The organism is Bordetella petrii (assembly GCF_020991325.1).
In the GTDB taxonomy this organism is placed as follows: domain Bacteria; phylum Pseudomonadota; class Gammaproteobacteria; order Burkholderiales; family Burkholderiaceae_B; genus Bordetella_A; species Bordetella_A petrii_E.
Genome location: NZ_JAJMLX010000037.1, coordinates 1 through 25,152, shown reverse-complemented (window position 1 = coordinate 25,152; position 25,152 = coordinate 1). Strand labels below are relative to the sequence as shown.

Below are 25,152 nucleotides of genomic sequence, written 5' to 3'. Positions count from 1 at the left end.
GCTGACGCGCGCCATCTTCGACCAAATGGGCCTGGCCGGCAACGCCCGCCCCGCCTGCTAAGGCCTGCCCCCATGATCGATACCCCCGACCTGGAAACACGGGCCGCGCCAAAGCGAATGGGCCGGAGTGCAGGGCGACGCCGTCGTGCTGCGCGTGGCCGTCAAGACCCTGGCCGAAAGCGAAAGCCGCGTCCGCCTGCAAACCGTGCTGTGCGAACACTTCGGACAGGGCCTGCGGCTGGAAATCGAAGTCGGCGCCACCGGCGACGGCACCGCGCACGCCGTGGCCCAGATCGAGCGCGCTGCCCGCCAGCAGGCGGCCGAAGATGCCGTCCAGGCCGACCCCTTCGTACTGGCGCTGAAAGCCGATTTCGGCGGCCGCGTCATTCCCGGTTCCGTACGCGCCGTCGACCCCGCCGCCTAGCGGCGTGGGGCGGCCGGCGCAATTCTCCGAAATTTTCCCTCGTTCAAGGAAGCTTCCATCATGATGAAAGGACAACTTGCCGGCCTGATGCGCCAGGCCCAGCAGATGCAGGAAAACATGAAAAAGGCCCAGGATGCGCTGGCCGACATCGTTGTCGAAGGCGAGTCGGGCGGCGGCCTGGTCAAGGTGACCATGACCTGCCGCCACGACGTCAAGCGCGTCGCCATCGATCCCAGCCTGCTGGCCGACGACAAAGACATGCTCGAAGATTTGGTGGCCGCCGCGTTCAACGACGCCCTGCGCAAGGCCGAATCCACGGCGCAAGAGAAAATGGCCGACGTTACCGCCGGCATGCCCCTGCCTCCGGGTATGAAGCTGCCGTTCTGATCCGGTTTCCGCTGCCGCCGTCATGGATCCCCAACTGCCCGAGCCCGAACCGCTGGTCTCCCTGATCGAGGCCTTGCGCCGCCTGCCCGGCGTGGGCGTGCGTTCGGCCCGGCGCATGGCCTACCACTTGCTGCAGCACGACCTGCAGGGCGCCGACATGCTGGGCCGCGCCCTGTCGGGGGCGGTGCAGAACCTGCGCCATTGCGCGCGCTGCAACAGCTTCACCGAAGAAGACATCTGCGCCACCTGCGCCAATCCCAAGCGCGATCCGTCGCTGCTGTGCATCGTGGAAACCCCGGCCGACCAGAACATGATCGAGGCCAGCCACGGCTACCGGGGCCTGTATTACGTGCTGATGGGCCGCGTGGCGCCGCTGGAGGGCATAGGCCCGCGCGAACTCGACTTCCAGCGCCTGATCGACCGCGCCACCGACGGCGTGGTGCAGGAAGTGATCCTGGCCACCAACTTCACCGCCGAAGGCGAGACCACGGCCCACTTCCTGGGCGAAGTGCTGGCCGGCAAGGGGCTCAAGATCACGCGCCTGGCCCGTGGCGTGCCGGCCGGCGGCGAACTTGAATACGTCGATGCGGGCACCATCGCCTGGGCGCTGATGGAACGCAAGTCCGCATAAGCGCGGCATCCGCGCCGCAGTAAAGGAGACCGCCATGTCCGCGCTGAAGGGCGTGAAAGTCCTGGAATTGGGTACTCTCATCGCCGGGCCGTTCGCGGCCCGCATGCTGGGCGAGTTCGGCGCCAGCGTCATCAAGGTGGAAACCCCGCACGGGCCCGACGGCACGGGGGGCGGCGACCCCATTCGCAGCTGGCGCCACCTGCACGAGGGCAATTCACTGTGGTGGACGGTGCAGGCCCGCAACAAGCAGTCTATCGCGCTGAACCTGAAAGACCGGCGCGGCCGCGATATTGCGCGCCGCCTGGCGCTGGACGCCGACATCGTGATCGAGAACTATCGCCCTGGCGTACTGGAAAAATGGGATCTGGGGTACGAGCAACTGCGCCAGGCCAATCCCGCCCTCATCATGGTGCGCCTGTCCGGGTATGGCCAGACCGGCCCCATGCGCGACGCTCCCGGCTTCGGCGCCATCGCCGAATCCATGGGCGGGCTGCGCTACGTGTCGGGCCACCCCGACCGGCCGCCCGTGCGCGTGGGCATCTCGGTGGGCGATTCCATCGCCGCCCTGCATGCCGTCATCGGCGCCATGATGGCGCTGCGCCACCGCGATGCCACCGGCGGCCGCTGGAACGGCAAGGCGGGCGACGCATGTGTGGCCGGGCAGGGGCAGATGGTGGACGTGGCCCTGTACGAATCGGTGTTCAACCTGATGGAAAGCATGGTGCCCGAGTACGACGTGGCCGGCGTGGTGCGCGAACGCACCGGCGGGGCCCTGCCGGGCATCGTGCCGTCCAATACCTACACCACCCGCGACGGCCAGAACGTGGTCATCGCCGGCAATGGCGATGCTATTTTCAACCGCCTGATGCGCGCCATCGGCCGTAACGACCTGGCCAGCGACCCGCAGTTGGCGCGCAACGACGGCCGCGCCCGCCGGGCCGACGAGATCGACGGGGCCATCCAGCGATGGTGTGACACGCGCACCATCGACCAGGCGCTGGACATCCTGCGCGGCGCCGATGTGCCGGTGGGCAAAATCTATAGCGTGGCCGACATGTTCGCCGACCCGCAGTTCATCGCGCGCGGCATGATCGAGCAGCACCGCTTTCCCGATGGGGCCCCGGTCAAGCTGCCCGCCGTGGTGCCGCGGCTGTCGGAAACGCCGGGCGGCACGCGCTGGCTGGGTCCGCGGCTAGGGGAACATACCGAAGAAGTCCTGAAATCGCTGGGGTATGATGCTGCGGCAATCGCAGAACTGGCCGAAAGCGGCGCCATTGGCGTTCCGCCCGCCGCCTGACGCGCCCGCTGCGATTTCATAATGCCAAGATGACGGCCAGCCAGGCCGCCGCAGACACAGGCCGCTCCGCGGCAAAGGAGACCTTCAATGTCAGTCACTCGTCGTGAGTTGCTCAAGCTGGCCGGTGTGGCCGGCGCCGTGAGCGTGGCGCCGGCCATCGCGCGGGCGCAGAAGCTCGAAAAGAAAAGCGTGCAGATCGCCGTGGGCGGCAAGGCGCTCATTTACTACCTGCCGCTCACCATTGCCGAGGTCAAGGGTTTCTTCAAGGACGAAGGCCTGGACGTCAATATTGCGGATTTCGCGGGCGGTTCCAAGGCCCTGCAGGCCGTGGTGGGCGGCAGCGCCGACGTCGTGTCGGGCGCCTTCGAACACACTCTGCACATGCAGTCCAAGGGCCAGCACTACCGCGCCTTCGTGCTGCAGGGCCGCGCGCCCATGATAGGCGTGGGCGTGTCGAAGAAGAACGTGCCCGACTACAAAGGCCCGGCCGACCTGAAGGGCAAGAAAATCGGCGTGACTGCGCCGGGGTCGTCCACCAACATGGTGGTCAGCTTCTTCCTGTCCAAGCACGGCCTGAAGGACAGCGACGTGTCCATCATCGGTGTGGGCGCCGGCGCCGGGGCGGTCACCGCGCTGCGCAGCGGCCAGATCGACGCCATTTCCAACACTGACCCGGTGGTGTCCATGCTGGACATGCCGGGCGATATCCAGGTCATCGTCGACACCCGCACCCTGAAAGACACCAAGGAAATCTTCGGCGGCAACATGCCCGCGGGCAGCCTGTACGCGCCCCAGGACTTCATCGACGCCAACCCCAATACCGTCCAGGCCCTGACCAACGCCATCGTGCGGGCCAACAAATGGATCCAGCAGGCCGGCCCCGAAGAAATCGCCAAGGCCGTGCCCACCCAGTACCTGCTGGGCGATCCGGCCGTGTACAAGGCCGCCATCGGCAAGAGCATGGAAGGCTTGTCGCCGGATGGCGTCATTCCCGAAGACGGCGCGGCCACCGCCACCAAGGCCCTGGCCGCCTACGTGAAGGGCTTCGACGCGTCCAAGATCGATCCCGCCAAGGCCTGGACCAACGAGTTCAGCCGCCGTGCCAACGAGAAGTACCCCAATGGCTGAAGCCGCACTCAAGCTCGAAAATATCACCTGCACTTTTGTGTCCCGCGACGACGGGGGCAAGCGCTACACCGCCGTCAAGGACACCGATCTGTCGATTGCGCCGGGCGAGTTCGTCTCGGTGGTCGGCCCCACGGGCTGCGGCAAATCCACGCTGCTGAACGTGGGCGCCGGCCTGCTGTCGCCCTCGGCGGGCCGGGTGACTGTGTTCGGCCAGCCGTTGCAGGGCGTCAATGCGCGCGCGGGCTACATGTTCCAGGGCGAGGCCCTGCTGCCGTGGCGCAGCGCCCTGGAAAATGTCATTGCCGGCCTGGAATTCGCCGGGCTGCCGCGCGCCGAATCGCTCGAGCGCGGGCGTGAATGGATGCGCCGCGTCGGCCTGGGCGGGTTCGAGGAACGCTATCCGCACCAGATGTCGGGCGGCATGCGCAAGCGCACCATGCTGGCGCAAACGCTAATCCGCGATCCCGACATCATCCTGATGGACGAGCCGTTCTCGGCGCTCGACATCCAGACGCGCCAGCTGATGGAAAACGAAGTGCTGGAACTCTGGATGGCCAAGCGCAAGGCGGTGCTGTTCATCACGCACGACCTGGACGAAGCCATCGCCATGAGCGACCGCGTAGTGGTGCTGTCGGCCGGGCCGGGCACGCACCCCATCGGCGAATTCGCCATCGACCTGCCTCGTCCGCGCGACGTGGCCGAAGTGCGCACGCATCCGCGTTTCGTCGAACTGCACGCGGCGATCTGGGGCGTGCTGCGTGAAGAAGTCCTCAAGGGCTATGCCCAGCAAAAGCGAGCCTGATCCGATATGAAAAACTCCAAGGCCCTACTGCGTTTCTGGCAATTGCTGCTGCTGGTGGCAATTCTCGTGATCTGGTATGTGGTGTCGCTCGACCCCAAAGTCGCCTTTTTCTTCGGCCAGCCTCTGGAAGTGTGGGGCCGCGTCTGGGCGTGGTTCGTCACCAACGGCGATATCTACCGCCATCTGTGGGTGACGCTGGCCGAGACCGTGCTGGCGTTTTTCATCGGCACCGTCAGCGGCCTGGGCTTTGGCCTGTGGCTGGGGCTGTCGTCCACCGCCAGCGCCATTCTCGATCCCTACATCAAGGCGGCGAACTCCATGCCGCGCGTCATCCTGGCGCCCATCTTCGGCATGTGGTTCGGCCTGGGCATCTGGTCCAAGGTGGCGCTGGCCGTCACGCTGGTGTTCTTCATCGTGTTCTTCAACGTGTACCAGGGCGTGCGCGAAGTCAGCCCCACCTTGCTGGACAACGCGCGCATGCTGGGCGCGGGCCGCCGCCAACTGTTGCGCCATGTATACCTGCCGTCGGCCACCAGCTGGGTGTTTTCCAGCCTGCATACCTCGGTGGGCCTGGCCTTCGTGGGGGCCGTGGTGGGCGAATACCTGGGCTCGGCCAGCGGCGTCGGCTATCTGATCCTGCAGGCCGAAGGCACGTTCGACGTCAACACGGTGTTCGCGGGCATTGTGGTGCTGACCGCCTTTGCGCTGCTGCTCGATTATGTGGTGGGCCTGGGCGAACGCCGCCTGATGAAATGGCAGCCCAAGTCGGGCGAGACCGAGAAAATCTGAATCACGCGGCCCGGTGTTCCGGGCCGCCGCCTTACCGGAGCTTGATATGGCGCGTCTTTCGTATGCCGATTTGAACCATCCCGAAGCCAAGCCGCTGGTCGACCGCATCGTCGCCGAACGGGGCAGTGTGCTGCACCTGTACCAGATGCTGCTGCACAGCCCGGCCGTGGCCGGCGGCTGGCTGAATTACCTGACTTCCATCCGCCAGCACAGCACCTTGCCGGGCGACCTGCGCGAACTGGTCATCATGCGCGTGGCGGGGCTGAACGGCGCGCCCTACGAAGCCGACCAGCATGCCCCCATCGCCCTGCGCGAAGGGGTGACCCAGGCGCAACTGGACGCGCTGGACAACTGGGAATCGTCCAGCCTGTTCTCGGAACGCGAACGCGCGGTGCTGGCCTACACCGACGCCATGACGCGCCAGATCCAGGTGCCGCAGCCCGTGTTCGACGCGGCCCGCCAGGCCATGGGCACCGACAAGCTGATGGTTGAACTCACCGCCACCGCGGCCGCCTACAACATGGTGTCGCGCTTCCTGGAAGCGCTGCAGGTGCATTCGCACGACGAGCGCTGAGCATTGCCGGACGTGCCGGGGGCTGGCTTCCCTGGCGCTACCTTGGCCGCGTGGCGAGTGTTCACGGACGCCGCCGGGTGGCTGGCTCCCGCCAGGGTGCCAGACACCGAAATGTGCAGAGGCTATCTCAGTTGTACGGTGTCAGGCACCCTTCGGAAGCCTGACACCAGGCAGCAGCCCGGCAAACACGATACCGGCATCAAGCCAGTGCCATGGGAGCCTGACGCCCCTGTCACCGCGCCGGCGCCTCGCCCAGCAGGGCATCCAGCTTCACCGCGTCGGCCGAGAACAGCCGGATGCCTTCAGCCAGTTTTTCCGTGGCCATGGCGTTGGCGTTCAGCTCGGTGCGGAACCACACCTCACCGGCCTCTTGCCGCGCGGGCACGCCGCCGGCTTCCGCGTCGCGGACCAGGCAGGCCGGCACATCGCCCGGCGCGGCATCCAGTTCCGCCAGCAATTCGGGGCTGATGGTCAGCAGGTCGCATCCCGACAGCGCGCGTATCTGCCCCGCATTGCGGAAGCTGGCGCCCATGATCTCCGTGACAATGCCGTGGTGCTTGTAGTAGCGGTAGATCTCGGTCACCGATTGCACGCCCGGGTCGTTCGCTCCGGCGCGGTCGGCTTCCACCCAGCTTGGCCCCGCCGCCTTCTTGTACCAGTCGTAGATGCGGCCCACGAAGGGCGAAATCAATTGCACGCCGGCATCCGCGCAGGCCACCGCCTGGGGCAGCGAGAACAGCAGGGTCAGATTGCAGCGTATGCCGTCGGCCTGCAGCACGCGAGCCGCCTGGATGCCTTCCCAGGTGGACGCCGTCTTGATCAGCACCCGTTCGCGCGGCACGCCCGCCGCTTCGTACAGCGCGATCAGGCCGCGGCCGCGTTCGACGGTGGCGCGCGTGTCGAACGACAGGCGCGCGTCGACCTCGGTAGACACGCGGCCCGGCACAATATTCAGGATCTCGCGCCCGAATGCCACCAGCAGGCGGTCGGTCAGCTCGGCCACCGATGCGCCGCGATGGTCGCGCACCACCTGGTCGAGCAGGGGGCGGTATGCCTCTTTCTGCACCGCTTTCAGGATCAGCGAGGGGTTGGTGGTGGCGTCGGTGGGGCGCAGCGCCCGCATGGCTTCGAAATCGCCCGTGTCGGCGACAACGGTGGTGTGGCGGCGCAAGGATTCAAGCTGGCTGGACATGGGGACGGATCAACAGGGCACGGGGTTGAACGGAAAGGCTAGGGTATCACTACGGCCAGGGGGTTTTTGACACAAAAAACCCGCCGCCGGGCCTTATTCGGCGCGGTTCCCCGGGAAAAAAGCCCTTCCAGGGTATAATTCGAAGGTTTGATTATCGATTCTGAAACCGGGGTTTACTGTGCTGCCGCAACTTTTTCCCGAGGGTGCCAATAGCTTCCCTCCCGCAATTCTGGCTTTGGCGGACGGTACCATTTTCCGGGGGGTATCCATCGGCGCGCCGGGCCATACGGTCGCCGAGGTGGTGTTCAACACCGCCATGACCGGCTACCAGGAAATCCTCACCGATCCCAGCTACAACGGCCAGATCGTAACGCTTACTTATCCGCACATCGGCAACACGGGTGTCAACACCGAAGACATCGAAGCCGCCCGCGTGCTGGCTTCGGGCCTGGTGGTGCGCGACTGCCCGCCGCGCGTTTCCAATTTCCGCGCCACCCAGTCGCTGCCCGAATACCTGGCCGCGCAGGGCGTGGTCGCCATCTCGGGCGTCGATACCCGCAAGCTCACCCGCATCCTGCGCGATGGCGGGGCCCAGGGCGCCTGCATCCTGGTGGGCGACGATGCCGAACGCGCCGTCGAACTGGCGCGCGGCTTCCCGGGCATGTCCGGGCAAGACCTGGCCAAGGTCGTCTCCATCAAAGAACAGCAAGACTGGAAGCAGGGCACCTGGCAACTGGGCGCGGGCTATGGCTCGCCCGAGCAAAGCCGCTTCCACGTGGTGGCGTACGACTTCGGCGTCAAGTTCAACATCCTGCGCCTGATGGCCGACCGCGGCTGCCGCATCACCCTGGTGCCGGCCCAGACGCCCGCCGAAGACGTCCTGAAGCTCAACCCCGACGGTGTGTTCCTGGCCAACGGCCCGGGCGACCCCGAACCCTGCGACTACGCCATCGCCGCCACGCGAGTGTTCCTGGAACGCAAGCTGCCCACCTTCGGCATCTGCCTGGGCCACCAGATCATGGGCCTGGCCGTGGGCGGCAAGACGGTCAAGATGAAAACCGGCCACCACGGCGCCAACCACCCCGTGCAAGACCTCGAATCCAGGCGCGTGTTCATCACCAGCCAGAACCACGGCTTCGGCGTCGACGCCGCGTCGCTGCCCGCCAATGCGCGCGCCACCCACGTGTCGCTGTTCGACGGCACGCTGCAGGGCTTCGAACTCACCGACCGCCCGGCCTTCTGCTTCCAGGGCCACCCCGAAGCCAGCCCGGGCCCCCACGACATCATCGTGCTGTTCGACAAATTCATCAGCCTGATGGCCGGCCAGAAATAAATATCGCATCATGCCCAAGCGTACAGACCTAAAAAGCATCCTCATCATCGGCGCCGGCCCCATCATCATCGGGCAGGCCTGCGAATTCGACTATTCCGGCGCGCAGGCGTGCAAGGCGCTCAAGGCCGAGGGCTACCGCACCATCCTGGTGAACAGCAATCCGGCCACCATCATGACCGACCCGGAAACGGCCGATGTCACCTACATCGAGCCCATCACCTGGCAGGCGGTCGAGAAAATCATCGAGCGGGAAAAACCCGATGCGCTGCTGCCCACCATGGGCGGGCAAACCGCGCTGAATTGCGCGCTCGACCTGGCGCACCACGGCGTGCTGGCCAAGCACAACGTCGAACTCATCGGCGCCAACGAGCATGCCATCGAAAAGGCCGAAGACCGCCAGAAGTTCAAGCAGGCCATGACCGACATCGGCCTGGAATCCGCCAAGTCGGGCGTGGCCCACAACATGGACGAAGCCTGGGACGTGCAGCGCCGCATTGCCGCCGAAACCGGCACTTCGGGCTTCCCGGCGGTCATCCGCCCCAGCTTCACCATGGGCGGCTCGGGCGGCGGCATCGCCTATAACGCCGAAGAATTCGAAACCATCTGCCGCCGCGGCCTCGAAGCCTCGCCCACCAGCGAATTGCTCATCGAAGAATCCCTGCTGGGCTGGAAAGAATTCGAGATGGAAGTCGTGCGCGACAAGGCCGACAACTGCATCATCGTCTGCTCCATCGAAAACCTGGACCCCATGGGCGTCCATACCGGCGATTCCATCACTGTCGCGCCAGCCCAGACGCTGACCGACAAGGAATACCAGATCATGCGCAACGCCTCCATCGCGGTGCTGCGTGAAATCGGCGTCGACACCGGCGGTTCGAACGTGCAGTTCGCCGTCAACCCCGACAACGGCCGCATGATCGTCATCGAAATGAACCCGCGCGTGTCGCGTTCGTCGGCGCTGGCATCCAAGGCCACGGGCTTTCCCATTGCCAAGGTCGCCGCGCGCCTGGCCGTGGGCTACACGCTCGACGAACTGCGCAACGAGATCACCGGCGGCGCCACCCCGGCCTCGTTCGAGCCGTCCATCGACTACGTGGTCACCAAGGTGCCGCGCTTCGCGTTCGAGAAATTCCCGCAGGCCGATTCCCGCCTTACCACGCAGATGAAATCGGTGGGCGAAGTCATGGCCATCGGCCGCACCTTCAAGGAATCCTTCCAGAAGGCCCTGCGCGGCCTGGAAGTGGGCGTGGACGGCCTGAACCAGAAAACCACCGACCGCGAAAAGCTGCAGGTCGAGCTGGGCGAACCCGGCCCCGAGCGCATCTGGTACGTGGGCGATGCCTTCGCGCAAGGTTTCTCGCTCGACGAAGTGCATACCATCACGCGCATCGACCCCTGGTTCCTGGCGCAAATCAAGGAAATCGTCGACATCGAACTCGCGCTCGAACAGAAAACCCTGGCCGACTTCGACTACGCCACCCTGTGGCAGCTCAAGCGCATGGGCTTTTCCGACCGCCGCCTGGCGTTCCTGCTCGATTCTTCCGAATCCGAGATCCGCAAGCTGCGCCATCAACTCAACGTGCGTCCGGTGTACAAGCGCGTGGATACCTGCGCGGCCGAATTCGCCACCCGCACCGCCTACATGTACTCCACGTACGAAGACGAGTGCGAGGCCCAGCCCTCCGACCGCAAGAAAATCATCGTGCTGGGCGGCGGTCCCAACCGCATCGGCCAGGGCATCGAGTTCGACTACTGCTGCGTGCATGCGGCCCTGGCGCTACGCGAAGACGGCTACGAGACCATCATGGTCAACTGCAACCCGGAAACCGTCTCCACCGACTACGACACATCCGACCGCCTGTACTTCGAGCCGCTCACGCTCGAAGACGTGCTGGAAATCGTCCACAAGGAAAACCCGGTGGGCATGATCGTGCAGTACGGCGGCCAAACCCCGCTGAAGCTGGCGCGCGCCCTGGAAGCCAACGGCGTGCCCATCATCGGCACCAGCCCCGAATCCATCGACATCGCCGAAGACCGCGAACGCTTCCAGAAGCTGCTGAACAAGCTGGGCTTGCGCCAGCCGCCCAACCGCACCGCGCGCACCGAAGGCGAGGCCCTGGCGCACGCCGCCGACATCGGCTACCCGCTGGTCGTGCGCCCCAGCTACGTGCTGGGCGGCCGCGCCATGGAAATCGTGCACGAACAGCAAGACCTCGAACGCTACATGCGCGAGGCCGTGAAGGTCAGCAACGATTCCCCGGTACTGCTCGACCGCTTCCTGAACAACGCCACCGAAGTCGACGTCGACTGCCTGTCCGACGGCGACACCGTGTTCATCGGCGGCGTCATGGAACACATCGAGCAGGCTGGCGTGCACTCGGGCGACTCGGCCTGCAGCCTGCCGCCGTATTCGCTGTCGGCCGAAGCCATCGCCGAAATCAAGCGCCAGACCGCCATGATGGCCCGTGCCCTGAACGTCAACGGGCTGATGAACGTGCAGTTCGCCATCCAGGGTGGCGACGTCTACGTGCTGGAAGTGAATCCGCGCGCCTCGCGCACGGTGCCGTACGTGTCCAAGGCCACCGGCCTGCAGCTGGCCAAGATCGCCGCGCGCGCCATGGCCGGCCGCACCCTGGCCGACCAGGGCGTTACCCGCGAAGTGGTGCCGCCTTACTTCTCGGTGAAGGAAGCCGTCTTCCCTTTCGTGAAGTTCCCCGGGGTCGACACCATCCTGGGCCCGGAAATGAAGTCCACGGGCGAAGTCATGGGCGTGGGCACCAGCTTCGGCGAAGCCTTCGTCAAGTCGCAACTGGCTGCCGGCGTGCGCCTGCCTGAAAACGGCACTGCCTTCATCAGCGTGAAAGACCAGGACAAGCCCCGCGCCGTGGAAGTGGCGCGCGGCCTGCACAACCTGGGCTTCAAGCTGGTGGCCACGCGCGGCACGGCCGCGCAGATCGAGGCGTCCGGCATTCCCGTGCAGGTGGTCAACAAGGTTACCGAGGGCCGCCCGCACGTGGTCGACATGGTCAAGAACGGCGAGATCTCGCTGGTGATCAACACCGTCGAAGAACGCCGCAACGCCATTGCCGACTCGCGCACCATCCGCACGCAGGCGCTGGCCGGCCGTGTCACGTTCTTCACCACCATCGCCGGCGCCCGCGCCGCGGTCGAAGGCATGCAGTACCTGCGCCAAGGCCTGGGCCTGCAGGTTTATCCTTTGCAGGAATTGCACGCTTCGCTGCAAACTGCGGCTTAAACGGCAAACCGGCGCGCCCTGCACCAGGGCGCCCCGCCGCACCGCCATTCAGGCGGCGCGGCGACCGACAGGCGGCTTCCATGCAGAACGTCTTCATCACCGGCGCCAGCAGCGGCCTGGGCCGCGCCCTGGCGCAGCGTTATGCCAGCCAGGGGGCCAGGCTGGGCCTGGTGGCCCGCCGCGGCGAAACCCTGCGGGCCCTGGCCGATGAGTTGCCCGGCACGCACCATTGCTATGCCCTGGACGTGCGCGACCGCGCCGCGCTGCACGCGGCCGCGCATGATTTCATCGGCGTGTGCCAGGGCAGGGTGGACGTGGTCATTGCCAGCGCGGGCATCAGCGCCGGCACGTTGACGGAACACACGGCCGATTTCGATGTGTTCAAGGCCATTGTCGATACCAATGTGCTGGCAACCGTGGCCACCTTCGAACCGTTCATCGACCCCATGCGCCAGGCCGGGGCCGGACGGCTGGTGGGTATCGCCAGCGTGGCCGGCATACGCGGCCTGCCCGGAGCAGGGGCCTACAGTGCCTCGAAGTCGGCGGTGATCAGCTATTGCGAAAGCCTGCGTGTGGAACTGGCGGGCGCGGGCGTAGGGGTGGTTACCATCGCGCCGGGCTATATCAAGACGGCCATGACCGCGCACAATCCCTATGCCATGCCGTTCCTGATGGAAGCGGACGCCTTTGCCGTGCGCGCCCAGGCGGCGATTGCGCGCGGCACGTCGTATACGGTGATTCCGTGGCAAATGGGCCTGGTGGCGAAGTTGCTGCGCTTGTTGCCCAATGCCGTATACGACCGGGCGTTCCGGAAGGCGCCTCGCAAGCCGCGTTTGTAGGCTGGCGATTTTATTTATCGCGGGTCTTGGAGGCCTGTTTCTATTTCTATTGAGCCGTCCCTGGCGCGTGCGCAGGGGTGGCGCCGGCCGAGTCGCTCGGCTCGGGCGCGACCAGGCGCCCTCGGCTCCCTGCGGGAGCTGCCCTCGCTCCAATCGGCCGCCGCCACCCCTGCGCACGCGCCAGGGACTCACAGTAGTGGCATGTCTCGCAGGTTTTCCTTGCGCGCGCGGGCTATGCGGCCCGAGCGGGGTATGAAGCGGGGCGAAGACCATGTAGCAGGGCGAAGGATCATGGGCGCATCGGCAAGCATCCATGCGCCACGCCTGAATAACCTCTCGCGCCTTGCCGCACTGTAAGCCGTTGTCCAAGGGGCCGGGCCGGTCGAGTCGCTCAACTCCTGTCGCGGCCGAGACTTAGCTCGTCAGCACTACAAATAGTTGAATGCGCTTGATTAAATGTAGCCTTCCACAGCTATATCCGTTCCAGTCTCGTATCCGGGTTTTGCAATTCGGCAGTCGAAGGGCATCTTCCTTGCTTGTGCCAACGCTTGGCCAGTTTCAGTTCTTTCGCCATATTCACGGCGACAACCGAGTGCAGGGTCTCCTCGACGATTTGGAACACGCAAAATTTCGCCTCCCGCATCGAACCTCGCACGACCCGAAGGCCGGCCTCCGAGGGGATGCCCAGTACTTGTAAATTGACGTCATACTGATCCGACCAGAACCAGGGCAGGTCCTGCGGTACAGCGGGTTTTCCCGCCAGGGCCGCGCCCACGGCAATGCCCTGGCCCTGCGCGTTGGCCCAGGATTCCAGCCGCAGGCGCAACTGCGCTCCCGGCCAGCCGCACGGCTGATTGGCCACATCGCCCACCGCGTAGATCGCGGGATCGGACGTCTGCCCGCGGGCATCGACCACGATGCCATTCTCGACCTGCAGGCCGCAGGCTACCGCCAGTTCGGTATTGGGCTTCAGTCCGATGCCAAATACGACGACATCGGCCAGCTCGACGCCCCGGTGGGTGCGCACCCGCAGCGCGCCGTCGTCCGCCGCCGGTTCGATCGCAATGACGGCGCCCTTTAGTTGTACGTCCACCCCATGACGCCGGTGCAGGTCCAGCAGGAAATTCGAGATGTCCGCCGGCACCGACCGGGCGCAAAGCCGTGATCCGCCCTCGATCAGGCAGACCTGCAGGCCAAGCAAACGCGCCGTCGCCGCCACTTCGAGGCCTATCCATCCACCGCCCACCACCAGCAGCCGGCGGCCCGGCTGCAATGCGCCGCGCAACCGGACCGCATCGTCAAGCGAACGGAGGGTATGCACGCCCGGCAGGCTACCGCCCGGTATATTCGGCTGGCGCGCGGCGCCCCCGGTGGCCAGCACCAGCGTGTCATAGGCCAGCGGCGGCCCCTGTTCCAGCAGGACCTGGCGGCGGGCGCGGTCGATGGCGACGGCCCGGGTGCCCAACTCGAGCCGTATGCCCAGTTCGCCTGCCTGCTGGACAGGCAGCAGGCAGGGCGGCTCGGACTGCGCGCCGGACATCACCCCTTTGGACAAGGGCGGACGCTCGTACGGCGGATGCGGCTCTTGCCCCACCAGCACGATCTGCGCCTCGGGCGCATGCTGCCGCAATGTGCGCGCCACCCAGGCGCCCGCCTGCCCGGCGCCGACGATAACGGTCTTCATAGGTCCGGCATCCTTATGCATGCACGACTTTGATATAGATGACGCCCTCTTCCACCCGGGCGGGATAGGACCGCAGATCGTCGCTGCAAGGGGGGCTGACCGCCTTGCCGCTGCGAATGTCGAACCGGCCTTCATGCAAGGGGCATTCGATCTCGCAGCCGTCCTGTATCAATCCGTCTGACAGGTCCGCATCGCCGTGCGTGCACTTGTTGTCGGTGGCGTATATCTCGCCGTCCAGTTTGTACAGGCATACCGGCACGCCGCCAATCTCCGTACCTAGCGTGTCTTCCTCGGGCACGTCGTCATAGCCGGCGGCCCGGACCCATTCTTCTGTTGCCACGCTTACCTCGCCATAAGGTCGATGTAGTGGTTTTCCATGTGGTGAAGCGCCTCTTCCAACGGCGCCATGGGGCCGGGCTGGAAGAACTTGGAACCGGCGGCGTTCTGCAACGATTCGACCATGACGGCATCTTCGGCAATGATCTGCCTGACGAAGGCCCGATAATTCGCCAGCTCTTCTTCGTACCGGGGAATGGAAAAGGCCTCTGGCGGAAACAGCAGGTAGCAGATCACGCGCGTTTCATTGGGGGAAATCGGCCATACGTGCCACATACGCAGGCTGTCCGACCGCATCGACAGATTCAGGTTCGGATAGATACCGGCCTTGCACGCGATGCCCGAGGACTTGTCTTGCGCCCAAGGCAAGGTGGGAAACACCTGCGTACCGCCCTTGGAATGCGGCCGGGCCTCGTATTGCGTGTGCCAGCCACCGTCTTTCTCCAGCTGGAACTTCAGTTTCTCGCCTTTGACAAAGCCGCCGAACGTGCTCTTGTGGATTACGCCCACGTGATAGATGTCGATCAGGTTCTCGACCAGGAATTTCCAGTTGCACTTGACGTCGATCTCGACCTTGTCGGCCAGCTTGCACTCGCCCGACTGAAACCACCACAGGCTTTTCTCGTAGGGAGCGATGTAGTCCTCGAACGATGGCGGTTGCTCGGCAAAATTGGTGAAAATCCATCCGCGCCAGATCTTCACGGGCAAGGGCTTGAGCCTGGCTCCGCTCATATCGACTTCGGATTCCTTCATGCCGGGCGCGGCGATCAGCTTGCCCCCCACATCGAACAGCCAGGCGTGATAAGGACAACTGAAATCCTTCGCATGCCCGCAGCCGCTCGCCACCGCCACGCCGCGGTGCAGGCACATGTTCATACAAACCTGTATCTCGTTCTCGGAAGGTCGTGAAATGAGAATGGGCTCGTTCATGACACTGAACGTCATGTAGTCGCCGACACTGGGAATTTCTTCGACCCGCCCGACCGACAGCCAGTGAGTCATGAATATGCGTTCTTTTTCCATGGCGTAGATGTCCGCGGAACTGTACACGCCGCCAGGCAGGTGGCGGGCGCGCAACAGGCTTTCCCGTGTCTTATCGAAGCGCGGAGAAAGCTCGCGCAGTTGGATGGCAGCGGTTTGCATGGGGTGTCTCCCTGGAGTTGAATCATGAAGACGAAGTTTATGATCGACATCGATCGATGTATAGATCGACTATAAAATCGATATAAACTAGGAGCACCCTTCCCGGAGCCAAGCCTGTGACCGATTCGCACGACCCTTCGCCCAACGACACTGCGCCGCATCCCCCGGGCGACACCGGCCGGCGCGTCAACGACGTCGACTACGTGCGCCGCGACGAAGCCCTGGCTATGCTGGGCATCAAGAAGGAGTCGCTCTACACCTATGTCAGCCGCGGCTTGATCAAGACGCTGCCCGAACCCGGCAAGCGAACCAGCCTGTACCGCAAATCCGATCTCGAGAAACTGAGCACGCGCGCCGGAACCAAGGCCGGCGGCACGCCCGTGGCCCAGGCGCTGCGCTACGGCGAGCCCGTCGTGCAAACCTGGATCTGCGACATCAGCCCCGCGGGGCCGCACTATCGCGGGCACCTGGCCACCACGCTGGCGCGCGAGGGGCGTTCGCTCGAATATGCGGCCGACCTGCTTTGGGGCGGGTTGCCGCCCGGGCGTGACCGGCCGTGGCCGCCGATTCCAGACGATGCGGCCCAGGCGGTGCACAGGCTGGTCTCGCACAACGACCAGCGCGACTTCTCCCCCATCCGGCTCCTGGCCATGGCGGCCCTGCATCTCAGCACCCTGGAAACCGCCGAAGACACCGCCGGCCGGGGCGATGTCCGCATGAGCGGCGTGCGGCTGATCAGCACCTTCGCCGCCGCATCCGGGTATTTCGGACCGGCTCGTTCCTACCAGCCCGCGGGGCAGGAAGAATTCGTGGCGCAGCGGCTATTGCGCGGCTTAGGCCTATCCGAAGGGCCGGGCCACGACGAGCGGCTGGCCATCATGAACGCGGCTCTGGTGCTCAGTATCGACAACGAACTGGCGGCGCCCACATTCTGCGCACGCATCGCTTCCTCGACCGGCGTGGACGTCCATGCGTGCGTCGCTTCGGCGCTGATGGCCCAGGCCGGCCCCATGCAGGCCGGCGGCATGATGGACCTGGGGCAGTATCTGGCGGACGGGCTGGCCGACGACAACCGGTCGGCGGCCCACGCCGGCGTGCCCTGTTTCGGCCATCCCCTGTACGACCGCGACCCGCGCGCCGAACTGCTGCTTGGAATGGTCCGCGACCTGCCGGGCAACGACGCCGCCAAGGCGCGCCTGCTGCGGCTCGTCGACGCCATCCATCAGCAGGCAGGAACCTATCCCAACCTGTTCGGCGCACTGGTCATCCTGTGCCAGGTGTTGGGCCTGCCCACAAGCGCGGCCGTCTATCTGCACTGCGTCGGCCGCACGGCCGGATGGGTGGCGCATGCGGCTGAACAACGGCTATCTGGCGTGATGCTGCGTCCGCGGGCCCGCTACATGGGCACGCGGCCGGCCCCGCCCATCTAGGATCAGCCCGGCGATCAGCTGGCGCAGCCATTTGTGGGCGGCGTCGGTGTGGGCGCGCCGATGCCAGAACTGGCGCACGCGCGCCTGGGGCATCTTGAAGGGCAGCTCGTAGGTCTCAAGCCTGTCCATGCCCACGACTGCGTTACCCGGCACGGTTGCGATCAAGTCCGACTGCATGACGATCGCCGCGCAACGCTGGTAATGCGTGACCGTCAGCTTGACGTCGCGCTGCTGCTTGCGGCCCAGCAGGGCTTCTTCCACCAGGGTGTCGGTACTGCCCGCGGTCGACACCACGTGCCCCAGGGAAAGGTAACGCGCTAGCGTCAGTTTTCCCCTCAACCCGGGATGCCCCTTGCGGGCAATGCACAGATATCGATCGTCGAACAAATGCTGCTGATAGAAGCCAGTGTGCAGAAAGCCGATATTGCCAATGGCCAGATCCGCCTCGCCGCTGCGCAAGGCGGGTGCGTATTCGGCGTAAGGCAGGCGCGACGCCTCGATACTGACGCCGGGCGCTGCCGACGACAAGGCAAGCATCAAACGCGGCAGCACGACCATCTCGCCCACATCGGACATCAGCAAGCGAAAGGTCCGGTTGCTCGATTTGGGCCGGAAATCGGCCACGTGCGCGAAACAGGTTTCGATACCGGCCAATGCCGCCTCGAGCGGGGCAAAGAGATTGTGGGCCAGGGTGGTGGGTTCCATGGTCCGGCCCGACCGGGTAAACAGCGGATCGTTGCACTGCTCACGCAGCCTGCGCAGCGCATTGCTCATGGCGGGCTGCGTCAACCCTATGGCATTGGCCGCGTGCGAGACACTGCGCAGCCGGTACACCACGACAAACACGCGCAGCAGGTTCAGATCGAAGTTCTTTATATTCATGGTATGAATTCAACAACCTTCAATCATTTATTTGACCATATATGCCGCCTGGCACGACCATGCTCGCCATGCACAAACTCCCTTGAAGGTGAAGATTCATGTCGGAAGCAGTTGTCGAGGTCCCAGTTCTTATTGTGGGAGGCGGGCCGATCGGCCTGGCAATGAGCATAGACCTGGCTCGGCGCGGAGTGCGTTCCGTGCTGCTGGAACAGGGCGACGGCACCATCGAGCACCCTCGCACCGGGCTGGTGGCCATTCGCACGATGGAAGCCTTTCGCATGTGGGGGATTTCCCGGCAAGTGCGGGCCTGCGGCTTTCCCGAAGACTACGACTTGTCGATGGTATTCTGCACCTCGCTGAACGGCCTGTTGCTGGATCGCGAACCCTACCCCAGCATGCGCGACAGCTCCACGCCTCCCGAGACCCCCGAAAAGAAGCAACGCTGTCCGCAGCTATGGCTGCAGCCCATCCTGACAGACGCCGCATTGGCGAGCCCGCAGGCAAGCATCCTGTTCGGGCATCGCTTCCTGCAACTGGAACAGGACGACGAATCGGTGCATGTCGAAGCGCTCGATCTGCGCACCGGCCACACCAAGCGTTTCCAAGCCCGGTATTTGCTGGGCTGCGATGGCGCGTCCAGCCAGGTAAGGGACCAGACCGGCATCGCGATGCAGGGTCGGCTGTTGAGCTATTCGATCAACATCCTGATAAAGGCCGTTGGCTTAACCGCCACGCATCCCATGGGGCAGGCCGAACGCTATATGTTCGTCGGGCCCGAGGGGATGTGGGGCAACCTCACTGTCGTCGACGGCGCCGACATCTGGCGCCTGACAGTACTGGGTTCGCACGAGAAAATGGACCTGTCGTCGTTCGATGCCGCCGCATGGGTGCGCCGCGCGCTCGGCGGCCCCAAAGAAGCGGGAGCCGAATTCGAGATCCTATCGGTAACCCCCTGGCGGCGCAGCGAGATGCTGGCCGACCGCTATGACAATGGACGCGTGCTGCTTGTCGGGGATTCCGCCCACACCATGTCCCCCACCGGCGGCATGGGCATGAATACCGGCATACAGGAAGTGCTGGATCTGGGCTGGAAACTGCAAGGCATGCTGGAAGGCTGGGGCGGCCCCGCGTTATTGCGCAGCTACGACATCGAACGCCGGCCCGTCGCCCAGCGCAATACCCGTTTCTCGACGCAGAACTTCAAGGCCTGGCAGGACACGCCGGATCCGCGCGCGGTGTGCGACGAAACGCCCGAAGGCGAGCGTACCCGCGCGGCGCTGGGCAAGCGGCTACGGGATTCGACCCGCGTCGAATGGGAATCCATGGGGCTGCAGATCGGGCACCGGTACGACGAATCGCCGATCTGCATTCCCGATGGCACGGCGCCGGTACCAGACGACTTCAAGGTCTACGTCCCGAATGCCCGTCCCGGCGCCAGGGCTCCGCACGTCTGGTTGAAAGACGGCAAGTCCATTCTGGACCTGTTCGGCAGATCGTTCGTACTGCTCAATTTCGCCCAGGATAACGCCGAAGACGTGCACGCCATGTTGTCGGCCGCCACTACGCTGCAAATCCCTTTCGAAGTAGCGAGATTGGGAGACGAATTCGAGGCGGCTCGCATCTATGCAGCAAGGCTGGTGCTGGTGCGCCCCGACGGGCACATCGCATGGCGCGGCGACAAGCCTGGTGACGCCCGCCATATTGTCGATGTTGTACGCGGCGCCGCCTGACCGCACAAATACCAAGAAATAGGAGAGAGATATGATGCAGTCTAATAAACGACGGTTCATTCAAGCGGCCGCCTGTAGCTTTTTCACGAGCTTTTGCCTGTCGGCTGCGCAGGCCGCAGACGGGGCCTATCCGAACAAGCCCATTAAGTTTGTGGTTCCTTACACGGCGGGAGGCAGCAACGACGTCGTAGGCCGGGTGCTGGCGCAGAAGCTGTCTGCAGATTGGGGGGTGCCCATTATTGTCGAGAACCGCGCAGGCGCGGGCGGCAATCTGGGCGCGGCACTGGTGGCGCGCTCGGCGGCGGACGGCTACACGTTCCTCATCACGCCGAACAATCTCTTGACAATGAACCCCTATGTCTACCAGAAGATTGGCGTCGGCTACGACCCGATTAAAGATTTCCAGCCCGTGTCGCTGGTAGCCACCGGCCCGATACTGCTGGCGGTCAACGCGGAATTGCCCGTGAACTCGGTGCAGGAACTCATTGCCTACGCCAAAGCCAACCCAGGCAAGCTCAGCTATGCTTCAGCGGGCGTCGGCACCCCGCATCACTTAAGCGCCGAACTGTTCAAGTCCATGACCGGGGTCGACATCGTACATGTGCCATACAAGGGTGCTGTTCCGGCCGTCAGCGACTTGGCGGCTGGGCGGGTGCAGGTCATGTTCGGCATTCCCAATAGCTTGATGCCCTTCGTCAAGACCGGACAGCTCAAGGCGCTGGCTGTCAGCAGCGCGGCGCCCTCGGCGCAATTGCCGGATCTCCCTACGATAGATTCGGCCGGCGTGCCTGGGTTCGATTCTTCGCTGTGGATCGGCCTGACAGCCCCGGCGGGCACGCCAGCTACCGTGATCGCGAAAGTCAATACGGCAATCCGTGAGGCAATGCACGATTCAGAGGTGAAAACCAGTCTCGAAGCGCAGGGGCTAATGCCGGCATCCAGCACACCGCAGGAATTCGCAGCGCTGATCAAGCACGATGCCGAGCGCTGGTCCAAACTTGTCCACGATCGCCAACTGTCCGCGGATTGATGCGCAGGAATGATACTTGGCTCATCATACGGCGTCAGCTGACGGGTAGGGATTGAACCTGCTCTCTTGGAGCGGACGCCAAGAAGCGGGGGTCAGACTGGGCGCTTGGATTTTTGGCATAGTCGTTGGGCAACAGATAACCGAGCGCGGAGTGCAGGCGTGTTGGCGCGATGCACTCGCCAGGTGCGCCGTCGCTTGGACATGAAATTGAGCGTCGATTTTGGGAGAAAATCGCCACCGGTATCACGAGCGAGAGAGCCGCAGAGTCGGTTGGCGTATCCCCAGCGGTGGGCGCGCGCTGGTTCCGCTATCGTGGCGGCATGCCACTTTTCATGTCGAAGCCCATATCCGGTAGGTACTTGTCGTTTGCAGAGCGAGAGGAGATAGCATTGCTTTCGGTCCAAGGTGTTGGAGTGAGCGAGATCGCTCGGTCCATGGCAACGTGGCTCGGGCGCGACCAGGCGCCCTCGGCTCCCTGCGGGAGCTGCCCTCGCTCCAATCGGCCGCCGCCACCCCCGCGCACGCGCCAGGGACTCACAGTAGTGGCATGCCTCGAGGGTTCGCCCGGCACGCGCCGGCGATGCGGCCCGAGCGGAATATTCGGCAAAGCGGAGACTGTGCGCGATTAAGCAAACGTCAATGCGCTAGCCCTGGATAACATCCGACACCTGACAGTACTGTGAGCCGCTGTCCAAGGGGCACGGCCCCGCCCCTTGGGCAGCGGCGTCTTCAGAACCTAGCCAGCCTCCAGCAAATCCCGAACTGGCCGAAAGCCCGGCACCCGCCTCAAGGCACGATATCGCTGGCCGACTCCGCCGTCAGGTGCCCCACATTCCCCCATTCCAGCACCTCCCAGCCTCGTCCCGCCACGCCGACCCGGTTGATGCTGGCATTCAGCAGCGCTGCCTGCCGGGGCAATTCCAGCCCCACCCCCGAGGCCTGCCGCCAGATAATGTCCAGCACCCCGCCGTGTGTCACGGCCAGCACCCGCTCGCCCTCATGCCGCGCGGCGATGTCCTCTACCGTGGCAACCACGCGGGCATGGAACTGCGCCAGCGTCTCGCCGCCCTCGATGGGCCGCTGCGGCTCGCGGCTTTTCCAGGCCGCCGCCGCTTCCGGCTGCTTCTCGTCGAGCTCGTCCATGGCCAGGCCTTCCAGCACCCCGTAGCAGCGTTCCCGGATGCCGGGCTCCAGGCGCACCCGCAAGTCCAATTGCCCGCCCACCGGCGCGGCCGTATCCTGCGTGCGCTGCAGGTCGCTGCTGTACAAGGCCGCGAACGGCGCGGTGGCCGCCGCCGCGCGCACGCGCGCCGCCACTAGCGCGGCCTGCTCGCGCCCCCAGTCGTTCAGCGGGGCGTCCTTCCAGCCTTGCAGGCGGCGCTCGGCGTTCCAGGTAGTTTCGCCGTGGCGTATGAACCAGATCTCAGTCATGCCAATTCCATCAGAAATGCAGCCGGGAGCTTAACAGCCCCGTGCCCATGCCGGGTGGCGAGGGCTGCACCTTATTGCCCGCCGGCCCAGTCGCCCCTACACTTGCGCCCGCCATCCAATAATTCCCATCCGATAACCGGGGATCCCATGTCCAATTCTTATTTTCCGCGCTGGAAACTGGCCGACGAAACCGCGCCGGGCGCCATTATCGCGCCCGACGAACGCCTGTCCTGGCCCAAGAACGTTGCCATGGGCGCCCAGCACGTGGTTGCCATGTTCGGCTCCACCGTGCTGGCGCCGTTGATCATGGGGTTCGACCCCAACGTGGCCATCCTGATGTCCGGCATCGGCACCCTGATTTTCTTCCTGTTCGTGGGCGGCCGCGTGCCCAGCTACCTGGGCTCCAGCTTTGCCTTCATCGGCGGGGTGGTGGCGGTTACCGGCTATGCCGGCGCCGGCCCCAACGTCAACATCGGAGTGGCATTGGGCGCCATCATTGCCTGCGGCCTGGCCTACACCCTGATCGGCCTGGTGGTCTGGTACGCCAACGCGCGGGGCGGCAAGGGCGCCAACTGGATCGAGGCGCTGATGCCGCCGGTGGTCACGGGCGCGGTGGTGGCCGTCATCGGCCTGAATCTGGCCCCCATCGCCGCCAAGGGGGCCATGGGCGCGTCCGATTTCGATGCCACCATGGCTATTGTCACCATTCTGTGCGTGGGCGGCATCGCCGTGTACACGCGCGGCATGGTGCAGCGCCTGCTCATCCTGGTGGGCATGCTGCTGGCCTGCGTCATCTACGCGGTTTGCGCCAACGGCCTGGGCCTGGGCAAGCCCATCGACTTTTCCGGCGTGGCCGCGGCCGCCTGGATAGGGCTGCCGCAATTCGCCGCGCCGGTATTCCAGGCCGAAGCCATGGGCCTGATCGTGCCCGTGGCCATCATCCTGGTGGCCGAGAACCTGGGCCACATCAAGGCCGTCAGCGCCATGACCGGCCAGAATCTCGACCGCTACATGGGCCGCGCCTTCGTGGGCGACGGCGTCGCCACCATGGTGTCGGGCGCCGTGGGCGGCACGGGCGTCACCACCTATGCCGAGAACATCGGCGTCATGGCCGTCACCCGCATCTATTCCTCGCTGGTCTTCGTGGTGGCGGCGGTCATCGCCATCGTGCTTGGGTTCTCGCCCAAGTTCGGCGCCCTGATCCAGACCATTCCTGGCCCCGTGCTGGGCGGCATGTCGGTGGTGGTGTTCGGCCTCATCGCCGTGGCCGGCGCCCGCATCTGGGTGGTCAACCAGGTAGATTTCACCGATAACCGCAACCTCATCGTCGCCGCCGTCACCCTGGTCATGGGCGCGGGCGATTTCACGCTGAAGCTGGGCGACTTCACGCTGGGCGGCATAGGTACCGCCACCTTCGGGGCCATCATCCTGTATGCCTTGCTGCAGCACAGCGGGCGCCGGGTCGTCTAGCGCCGGCGGTGCTTCGCGCATCCCGCTGTCCCTGTTTTCAAAACTTCGCCTTTGTGCACTTTACTGCGCCTAACTGGCCCGAAATGACGGTTTCCTGAACGGCTTGCAATTCCTTCCGATTTTGACCACAATGAGACCTTGCTTGCCCCGGTTCCGACCCGAGCCGGGGTTTTGTTTTGGTCGCAGCCTTGCCCACGTCACGCGCGCAGGCCGATCAGAGCGGATGGTCGGGAACCACTGATATCGGGTCCGGCATCATCCCGCCCGATCGACCTTCCGCCCGTTACACCGGCTTGTCCCGCTGATGCGGCGCAGGCCACAAGCCTGACTGCGACCTTTCACCGAAACGCTCCATTCGGGGCGTTTTCTACTTTTTGTTTGGGAAACGACATGTCTGCCATTCCTTTGACCGCGCGCGGGGCCGAGCGCTTGCAAGCCGAATTGCATCGGCTGAAAACCGTTGAACGGCCCGCGGTGATCAATGCCATTGCCGAAGCCCGCGCCCAGGGCGATCTGTCGGAAAATGCCGAGTACGACGCCGCCCGCGAACGCCAGGGCTTCATCGAGGGCCGCATCTCCGAGCTCGAAGGCACGCTCTCCAACGCCCACATCATCGACCCCGCCGCGCTCGACGCCGAGGGCCGCGCCGTATTCGGCGCCACGGTCGACATCGAAGACCTGGATTCCGGCGACCGCCTGTCCTACCAGATCGTGGGCGACGTCGAAGCCGACATCAAGTCCAACCTGATCTCGGTGTCCAGCCCCGTGGCTCGCGCCCTGATCGGCAAGTCCGAAGGCGACGTGGTCGAAGTCAAGGCCCCGTCCGGCGTACGCGAGTACGAAGTGCTCGGCGTCCGTTACATTTGAACTGACGCCGCCGCCCCCCGGGAACACTGACGATGCCCAACCTGGCCCGTATCCTGGTCCGCCTGATCGCGGCCCTGTGGTGTGGCGCGCTATGGAGCATCGGCGCGCTGGTCGCGCCCACCTCGTTTTCCTTGCTGGATGCCGCCGACGCGGCCGAGGTCGTCTCTCGTTTGTTCCGGGTGCTCGCCATCAGCGGGCTGGGGGGCGCGGTAATTATGCTGATTCTCGACCGCCTGGCCCGTGGCCAGGCGTTGCAGGGCCCCGGGCGCCGCACCGTCTTGCTGATGGCGGTGGGCACAGGCATCGGGTATTTCGGGGTGAAAACCCTGATGGATTACGGCCGCGCCATGATGGCGGCCGGGCAGGCGGTGCCGGCATGGGCCGACCCCGGCCTGTTGCACACTGCTTCCAGTGTGATTTACTTCTTGGTGGCCCTGGCGGCCCTGCGGCTGGTGGCCGCCGTGCGCTGAGCGCCACTGCGCGCGCCGGCCCGCAGG

22 protein-coding genes and 2 pseudogenes are annotated in these 25,152 nt (G+C 65.0%); 18 read left to right on the top strand and 6 right to left on the bottom strand.

What is annotated here, in order from left to right; all coding sequences use genetic code 11:
• Positions 1 to 106: 106 nt before the first annotated feature.
• The 8 genes and pseudogenes from LPZ50_RS06155 to LPZ50_RS06120 form a co-directional block, all read left to right on the top strand.
• A pseudogene (locus LPZ50_RS06155) lies at positions 107 to 424 on the top strand (DNA polymerase III subunit gamma/tau); the annotation flags it as partial.
• Positions 425 to 484: 60 nt separating this feature from the next.
• Complete coding sequence (locus LPZ50_RS06150; protein ID WP_230658890.1) at positions 485 to 811, top strand: YbaB/EbfC family nucleoid-associated protein; 327 nt, start codon at positions 485 to 487, stop codon at positions 809 to 811.
• Between the two features lie 22 nt (positions 812 to 833).
• Complete coding sequence (gene recR, locus LPZ50_RS06145) at positions 834 to 1,442, top strand: recombination mediator RecR (protein WP_230658888.1); 609 nt, start codon at positions 834 to 836, stop codon at positions 1,440 to 1,442.
• Positions 1,443 to 1,476: 34 nt separating this feature from the next.
• Positions 1,477 to 2,739: a CaiB/BaiF CoA transferase family protein gene (locus tag LPZ50_RS06140; RefSeq protein WP_230658886.1), complete on the top strand. Its 1,263-nt coding sequence runs from the start codon at positions 1,477 to 1,479 to the stop codon at positions 2,737 to 2,739.
• An 87-nt stretch (positions 2,740 to 2,826) separates the two neighbouring features.
• Complete coding sequence (locus LPZ50_RS06135; RefSeq protein ID WP_230658884.1) at positions 2,827 to 3,867, top strand: ABC transporter substrate-binding protein; 1,041 nt, start codon at positions 2,827 to 2,829, stop codon at positions 3,865 to 3,867.
• On the top strand, positions 3,860 to 4,669 hold the full coding sequence (locus tag LPZ50_RS06130) for an ABC transporter ATP-binding protein (protein ID WP_230658882.1): 810 nt from the start codon (positions 3,860 to 3,862) through the stop codon (positions 4,667 to 4,669). The genes LPZ50_RS06135 and LPZ50_RS06130 overlap by 8 nt, the downstream gene beginning before the upstream one ends.
• Before the next feature lie 6 nt (positions 4,670 to 4,675).
• Positions 4,676 to 5,458 carry an ABC transporter permease gene (locus tag LPZ50_RS06125; protein WP_230658880.1) on the top strand — a complete coding sequence of 261 codons (783 nt, stop codon included), beginning with the start codon at positions 4,676 to 4,678 and terminating at the stop codon, positions 5,456 to 5,458.
• Between the two features lie 46 nt (positions 5,459 to 5,504).
• The gene (locus tag LPZ50_RS06120; protein WP_230658878.1) at positions 5,505 to 6,032 is read left to right on the top strand and encodes a carboxymuconolactone decarboxylase family protein; all 528 of its coding nucleotides are present in this window, start codon (positions 5,505 to 5,507) and stop codon (positions 6,030 to 6,032) included.
• 232 nt (positions 6,033 to 6,264) lie between these two features.
• On the opposite strand, the gene tal is transcribed toward LPZ50_RS06120, so the two are convergent.
• Positions 6,265 to 7,224 carry a transaldolase gene (gene tal / locus LPZ50_RS06115; protein ID WP_230658875.1) on the bottom strand — a complete coding sequence of 320 codons (960 nt, stop codon included), beginning with the start codon at positions 7,222 to 7,224 and terminating at the stop codon, positions 6,265 to 6,267.
• Between the two features lie 178 nt (positions 7,225 to 7,402).
• On the opposite strand from tal, the gene carA reads away from it, so the two are divergent.
• The 3 genes from carA (at position 7,403) to LPZ50_RS06100 (ending at position 12,652) form a co-directional block, all read left to right on the top strand.
• On the top strand, positions 7,403 to 8,557 hold the full coding sequence (gene carA, locus LPZ50_RS06110) for a glutamine-hydrolyzing carbamoyl-phosphate synthase small subunit (protein WP_230658871.1): 1,155 nt from the start codon (positions 7,403 to 7,405) through the stop codon (positions 8,555 to 8,557).
• A gap of 10 nt (positions 8,558 to 8,567) precedes the next feature.
• Positions 8,568 to 11,813, top strand: a complete 3,246-nt coding sequence (gene carB, locus LPZ50_RS06105) for a carbamoyl-phosphate synthase large subunit (protein ID WP_230658868.1) — start codon at positions 8,568 to 8,570, stop codon at positions 11,811 to 11,813.
• A gap of 80 nt (positions 11,814 to 11,893) precedes the next feature.
• Complete coding sequence (locus LPZ50_RS06100) at positions 11,894 to 12,652, top strand: SDR family oxidoreductase (protein ID WP_230658864.1); 759 nt, start codon at positions 11,894 to 11,896, stop codon at positions 12,650 to 12,652.
• A gap of 472 nt (positions 12,653 to 13,124) precedes the next feature.
• Here LPZ50_RS06100 and LPZ50_RS06095 read toward each other — a convergent pair whose 3' ends face one another.
• From LPZ50_RS06095 to LPZ50_RS06085, 3 genes are read right to left on the bottom strand one after another with little or no spacing between them, the layout of a single operon-like run.
• On the bottom strand, positions 13,125 to 14,336 hold the full coding sequence (locus tag LPZ50_RS06095) for an NAD(P)/FAD-dependent oxidoreductase (RefSeq protein ID WP_230658862.1): 1,212 nt from the start codon (positions 14,334 to 14,336) through the stop codon (positions 13,125 to 13,127).
• A 13-nt stretch (positions 14,337 to 14,349) separates the two neighbouring features.
• Positions 14,350 to 14,676 (bottom strand): non-heme iron oxygenase ferredoxin subunit, encoded by a 327-nt coding sequence (locus LPZ50_RS06090; RefSeq protein ID WP_230658859.1) that lies wholly within the window; start codon positions 14,674 to 14,676, stop codon positions 14,350 to 14,352.
• Positions 14,677 to 14,678: 2 nt separating this feature from the next.
• The gene (locus LPZ50_RS06085; protein WP_230658857.1) at positions 14,679 to 15,815 is read right to left on the bottom strand and encodes an aromatic ring-hydroxylating oxygenase subunit alpha; all 1,137 of its coding nucleotides are present in this window, start codon (positions 15,813 to 15,815) and stop codon (positions 14,679 to 14,681) included.
• A gap of 116 nt (positions 15,816 to 15,931) precedes the next feature.
• Between LPZ50_RS06085 and LPZ50_RS06080 the strand changes: the two genes are divergently transcribed.
• Positions 15,932 to 17,245 (top strand): citrate/2-methylcitrate synthase, encoded by a 1,314-nt coding sequence (locus LPZ50_RS06080; protein ID WP_230658855.1) that lies wholly within the window; start codon positions 15,932 to 15,934, stop codon positions 17,243 to 17,245.
• On the opposite strand, the gene LPZ50_RS06075 is transcribed toward LPZ50_RS06080, so the two are convergent.
• Positions 17,180 to 18,127: a LysR family transcriptional regulator gene (locus LPZ50_RS06075; RefSeq protein ID WP_230658853.1), complete on the bottom strand. Its 948-nt coding sequence runs from the start codon at positions 18,125 to 18,127 to the stop codon at positions 17,180 to 17,182. The two genes, LPZ50_RS06080 and LPZ50_RS06075, sit on opposite strands and share 66 nt — an antisense overlap.
• 98 nt (positions 18,128 to 18,225) lie before the next feature.
• Between LPZ50_RS06075 and LPZ50_RS06070 the strand changes: the two genes are divergently transcribed.
• The 3 genes and pseudogenes from LPZ50_RS06070 to LPZ50_RS06060 all read left to right on the top strand — a co-directional run.
• Complete coding sequence (locus LPZ50_RS06070) at positions 18,226 to 19,857, top strand: FAD-dependent monooxygenase (protein ID WP_230658851.1); 1,632 nt, start codon at positions 18,226 to 18,228, stop codon at positions 19,855 to 19,857.
• A gap of 31 nt (positions 19,858 to 19,888) precedes the next feature.
• On the top strand, positions 19,889 to 20,887 hold the full coding sequence (locus LPZ50_RS06065) for a Bug family tripartite tricarboxylate transporter substrate binding protein (protein WP_230658849.1): 999 nt from the start codon (positions 19,889 to 19,891) through the stop codon (positions 20,885 to 20,887).
• Between the two features lie 170 nt (positions 20,888 to 21,057).
• A pseudogene (locus LPZ50_RS06060) lies at positions 21,058 to 21,324 on the top strand (helix-turn-helix domain-containing protein); the annotation flags it as partial.
• 349 nt (positions 21,325 to 21,673) lie between these two features.
• On the opposite strand, the gene LPZ50_RS06055 reads toward LPZ50_RS06060, so the two are convergent.
• Positions 21,674 to 22,318: a histidine phosphatase family protein gene (locus LPZ50_RS06055; RefSeq protein WP_230658847.1), complete on the bottom strand. Its 645-nt coding sequence runs from the start codon at positions 22,316 to 22,318 to the stop codon at positions 21,674 to 21,676.
• 147 nt (positions 22,319 to 22,465) lie between these two features.
• Here LPZ50_RS06055 and LPZ50_RS06050 point away from each other — a divergent pair, with 147 nt between their 5' ends.
• From LPZ50_RS06050 to LPZ50_RS06040, 3 genes are all read left to right on the top strand, one after another.
• Complete coding sequence (locus tag LPZ50_RS06050; protein ID WP_230658845.1) at positions 22,466 to 23,788, top strand: solute carrier family 23 protein; 1,323 nt, start codon at positions 22,466 to 22,468, stop codon at positions 23,786 to 23,788.
• 390 nt (positions 23,789 to 24,178) lie between these two features.
• Positions 24,179 to 24,655, top strand: a complete 477-nt coding sequence (greA, locus tag LPZ50_RS06045) for a transcription elongation factor GreA (protein ID WP_230658844.1) — start codon at positions 24,179 to 24,181, stop codon at positions 24,653 to 24,655.
• A gap of 32 nt (positions 24,656 to 24,687) precedes the next feature.
• Complete coding sequence (locus tag LPZ50_RS06040) at positions 24,688 to 25,125, top strand: DUF4149 domain-containing protein (RefSeq protein ID WP_230658842.1); 438 nt, start codon at positions 24,688 to 24,690, stop codon at positions 25,123 to 25,125.
• Positions 25,126 to 25,152 lie beyond the last annotated feature (27 nt).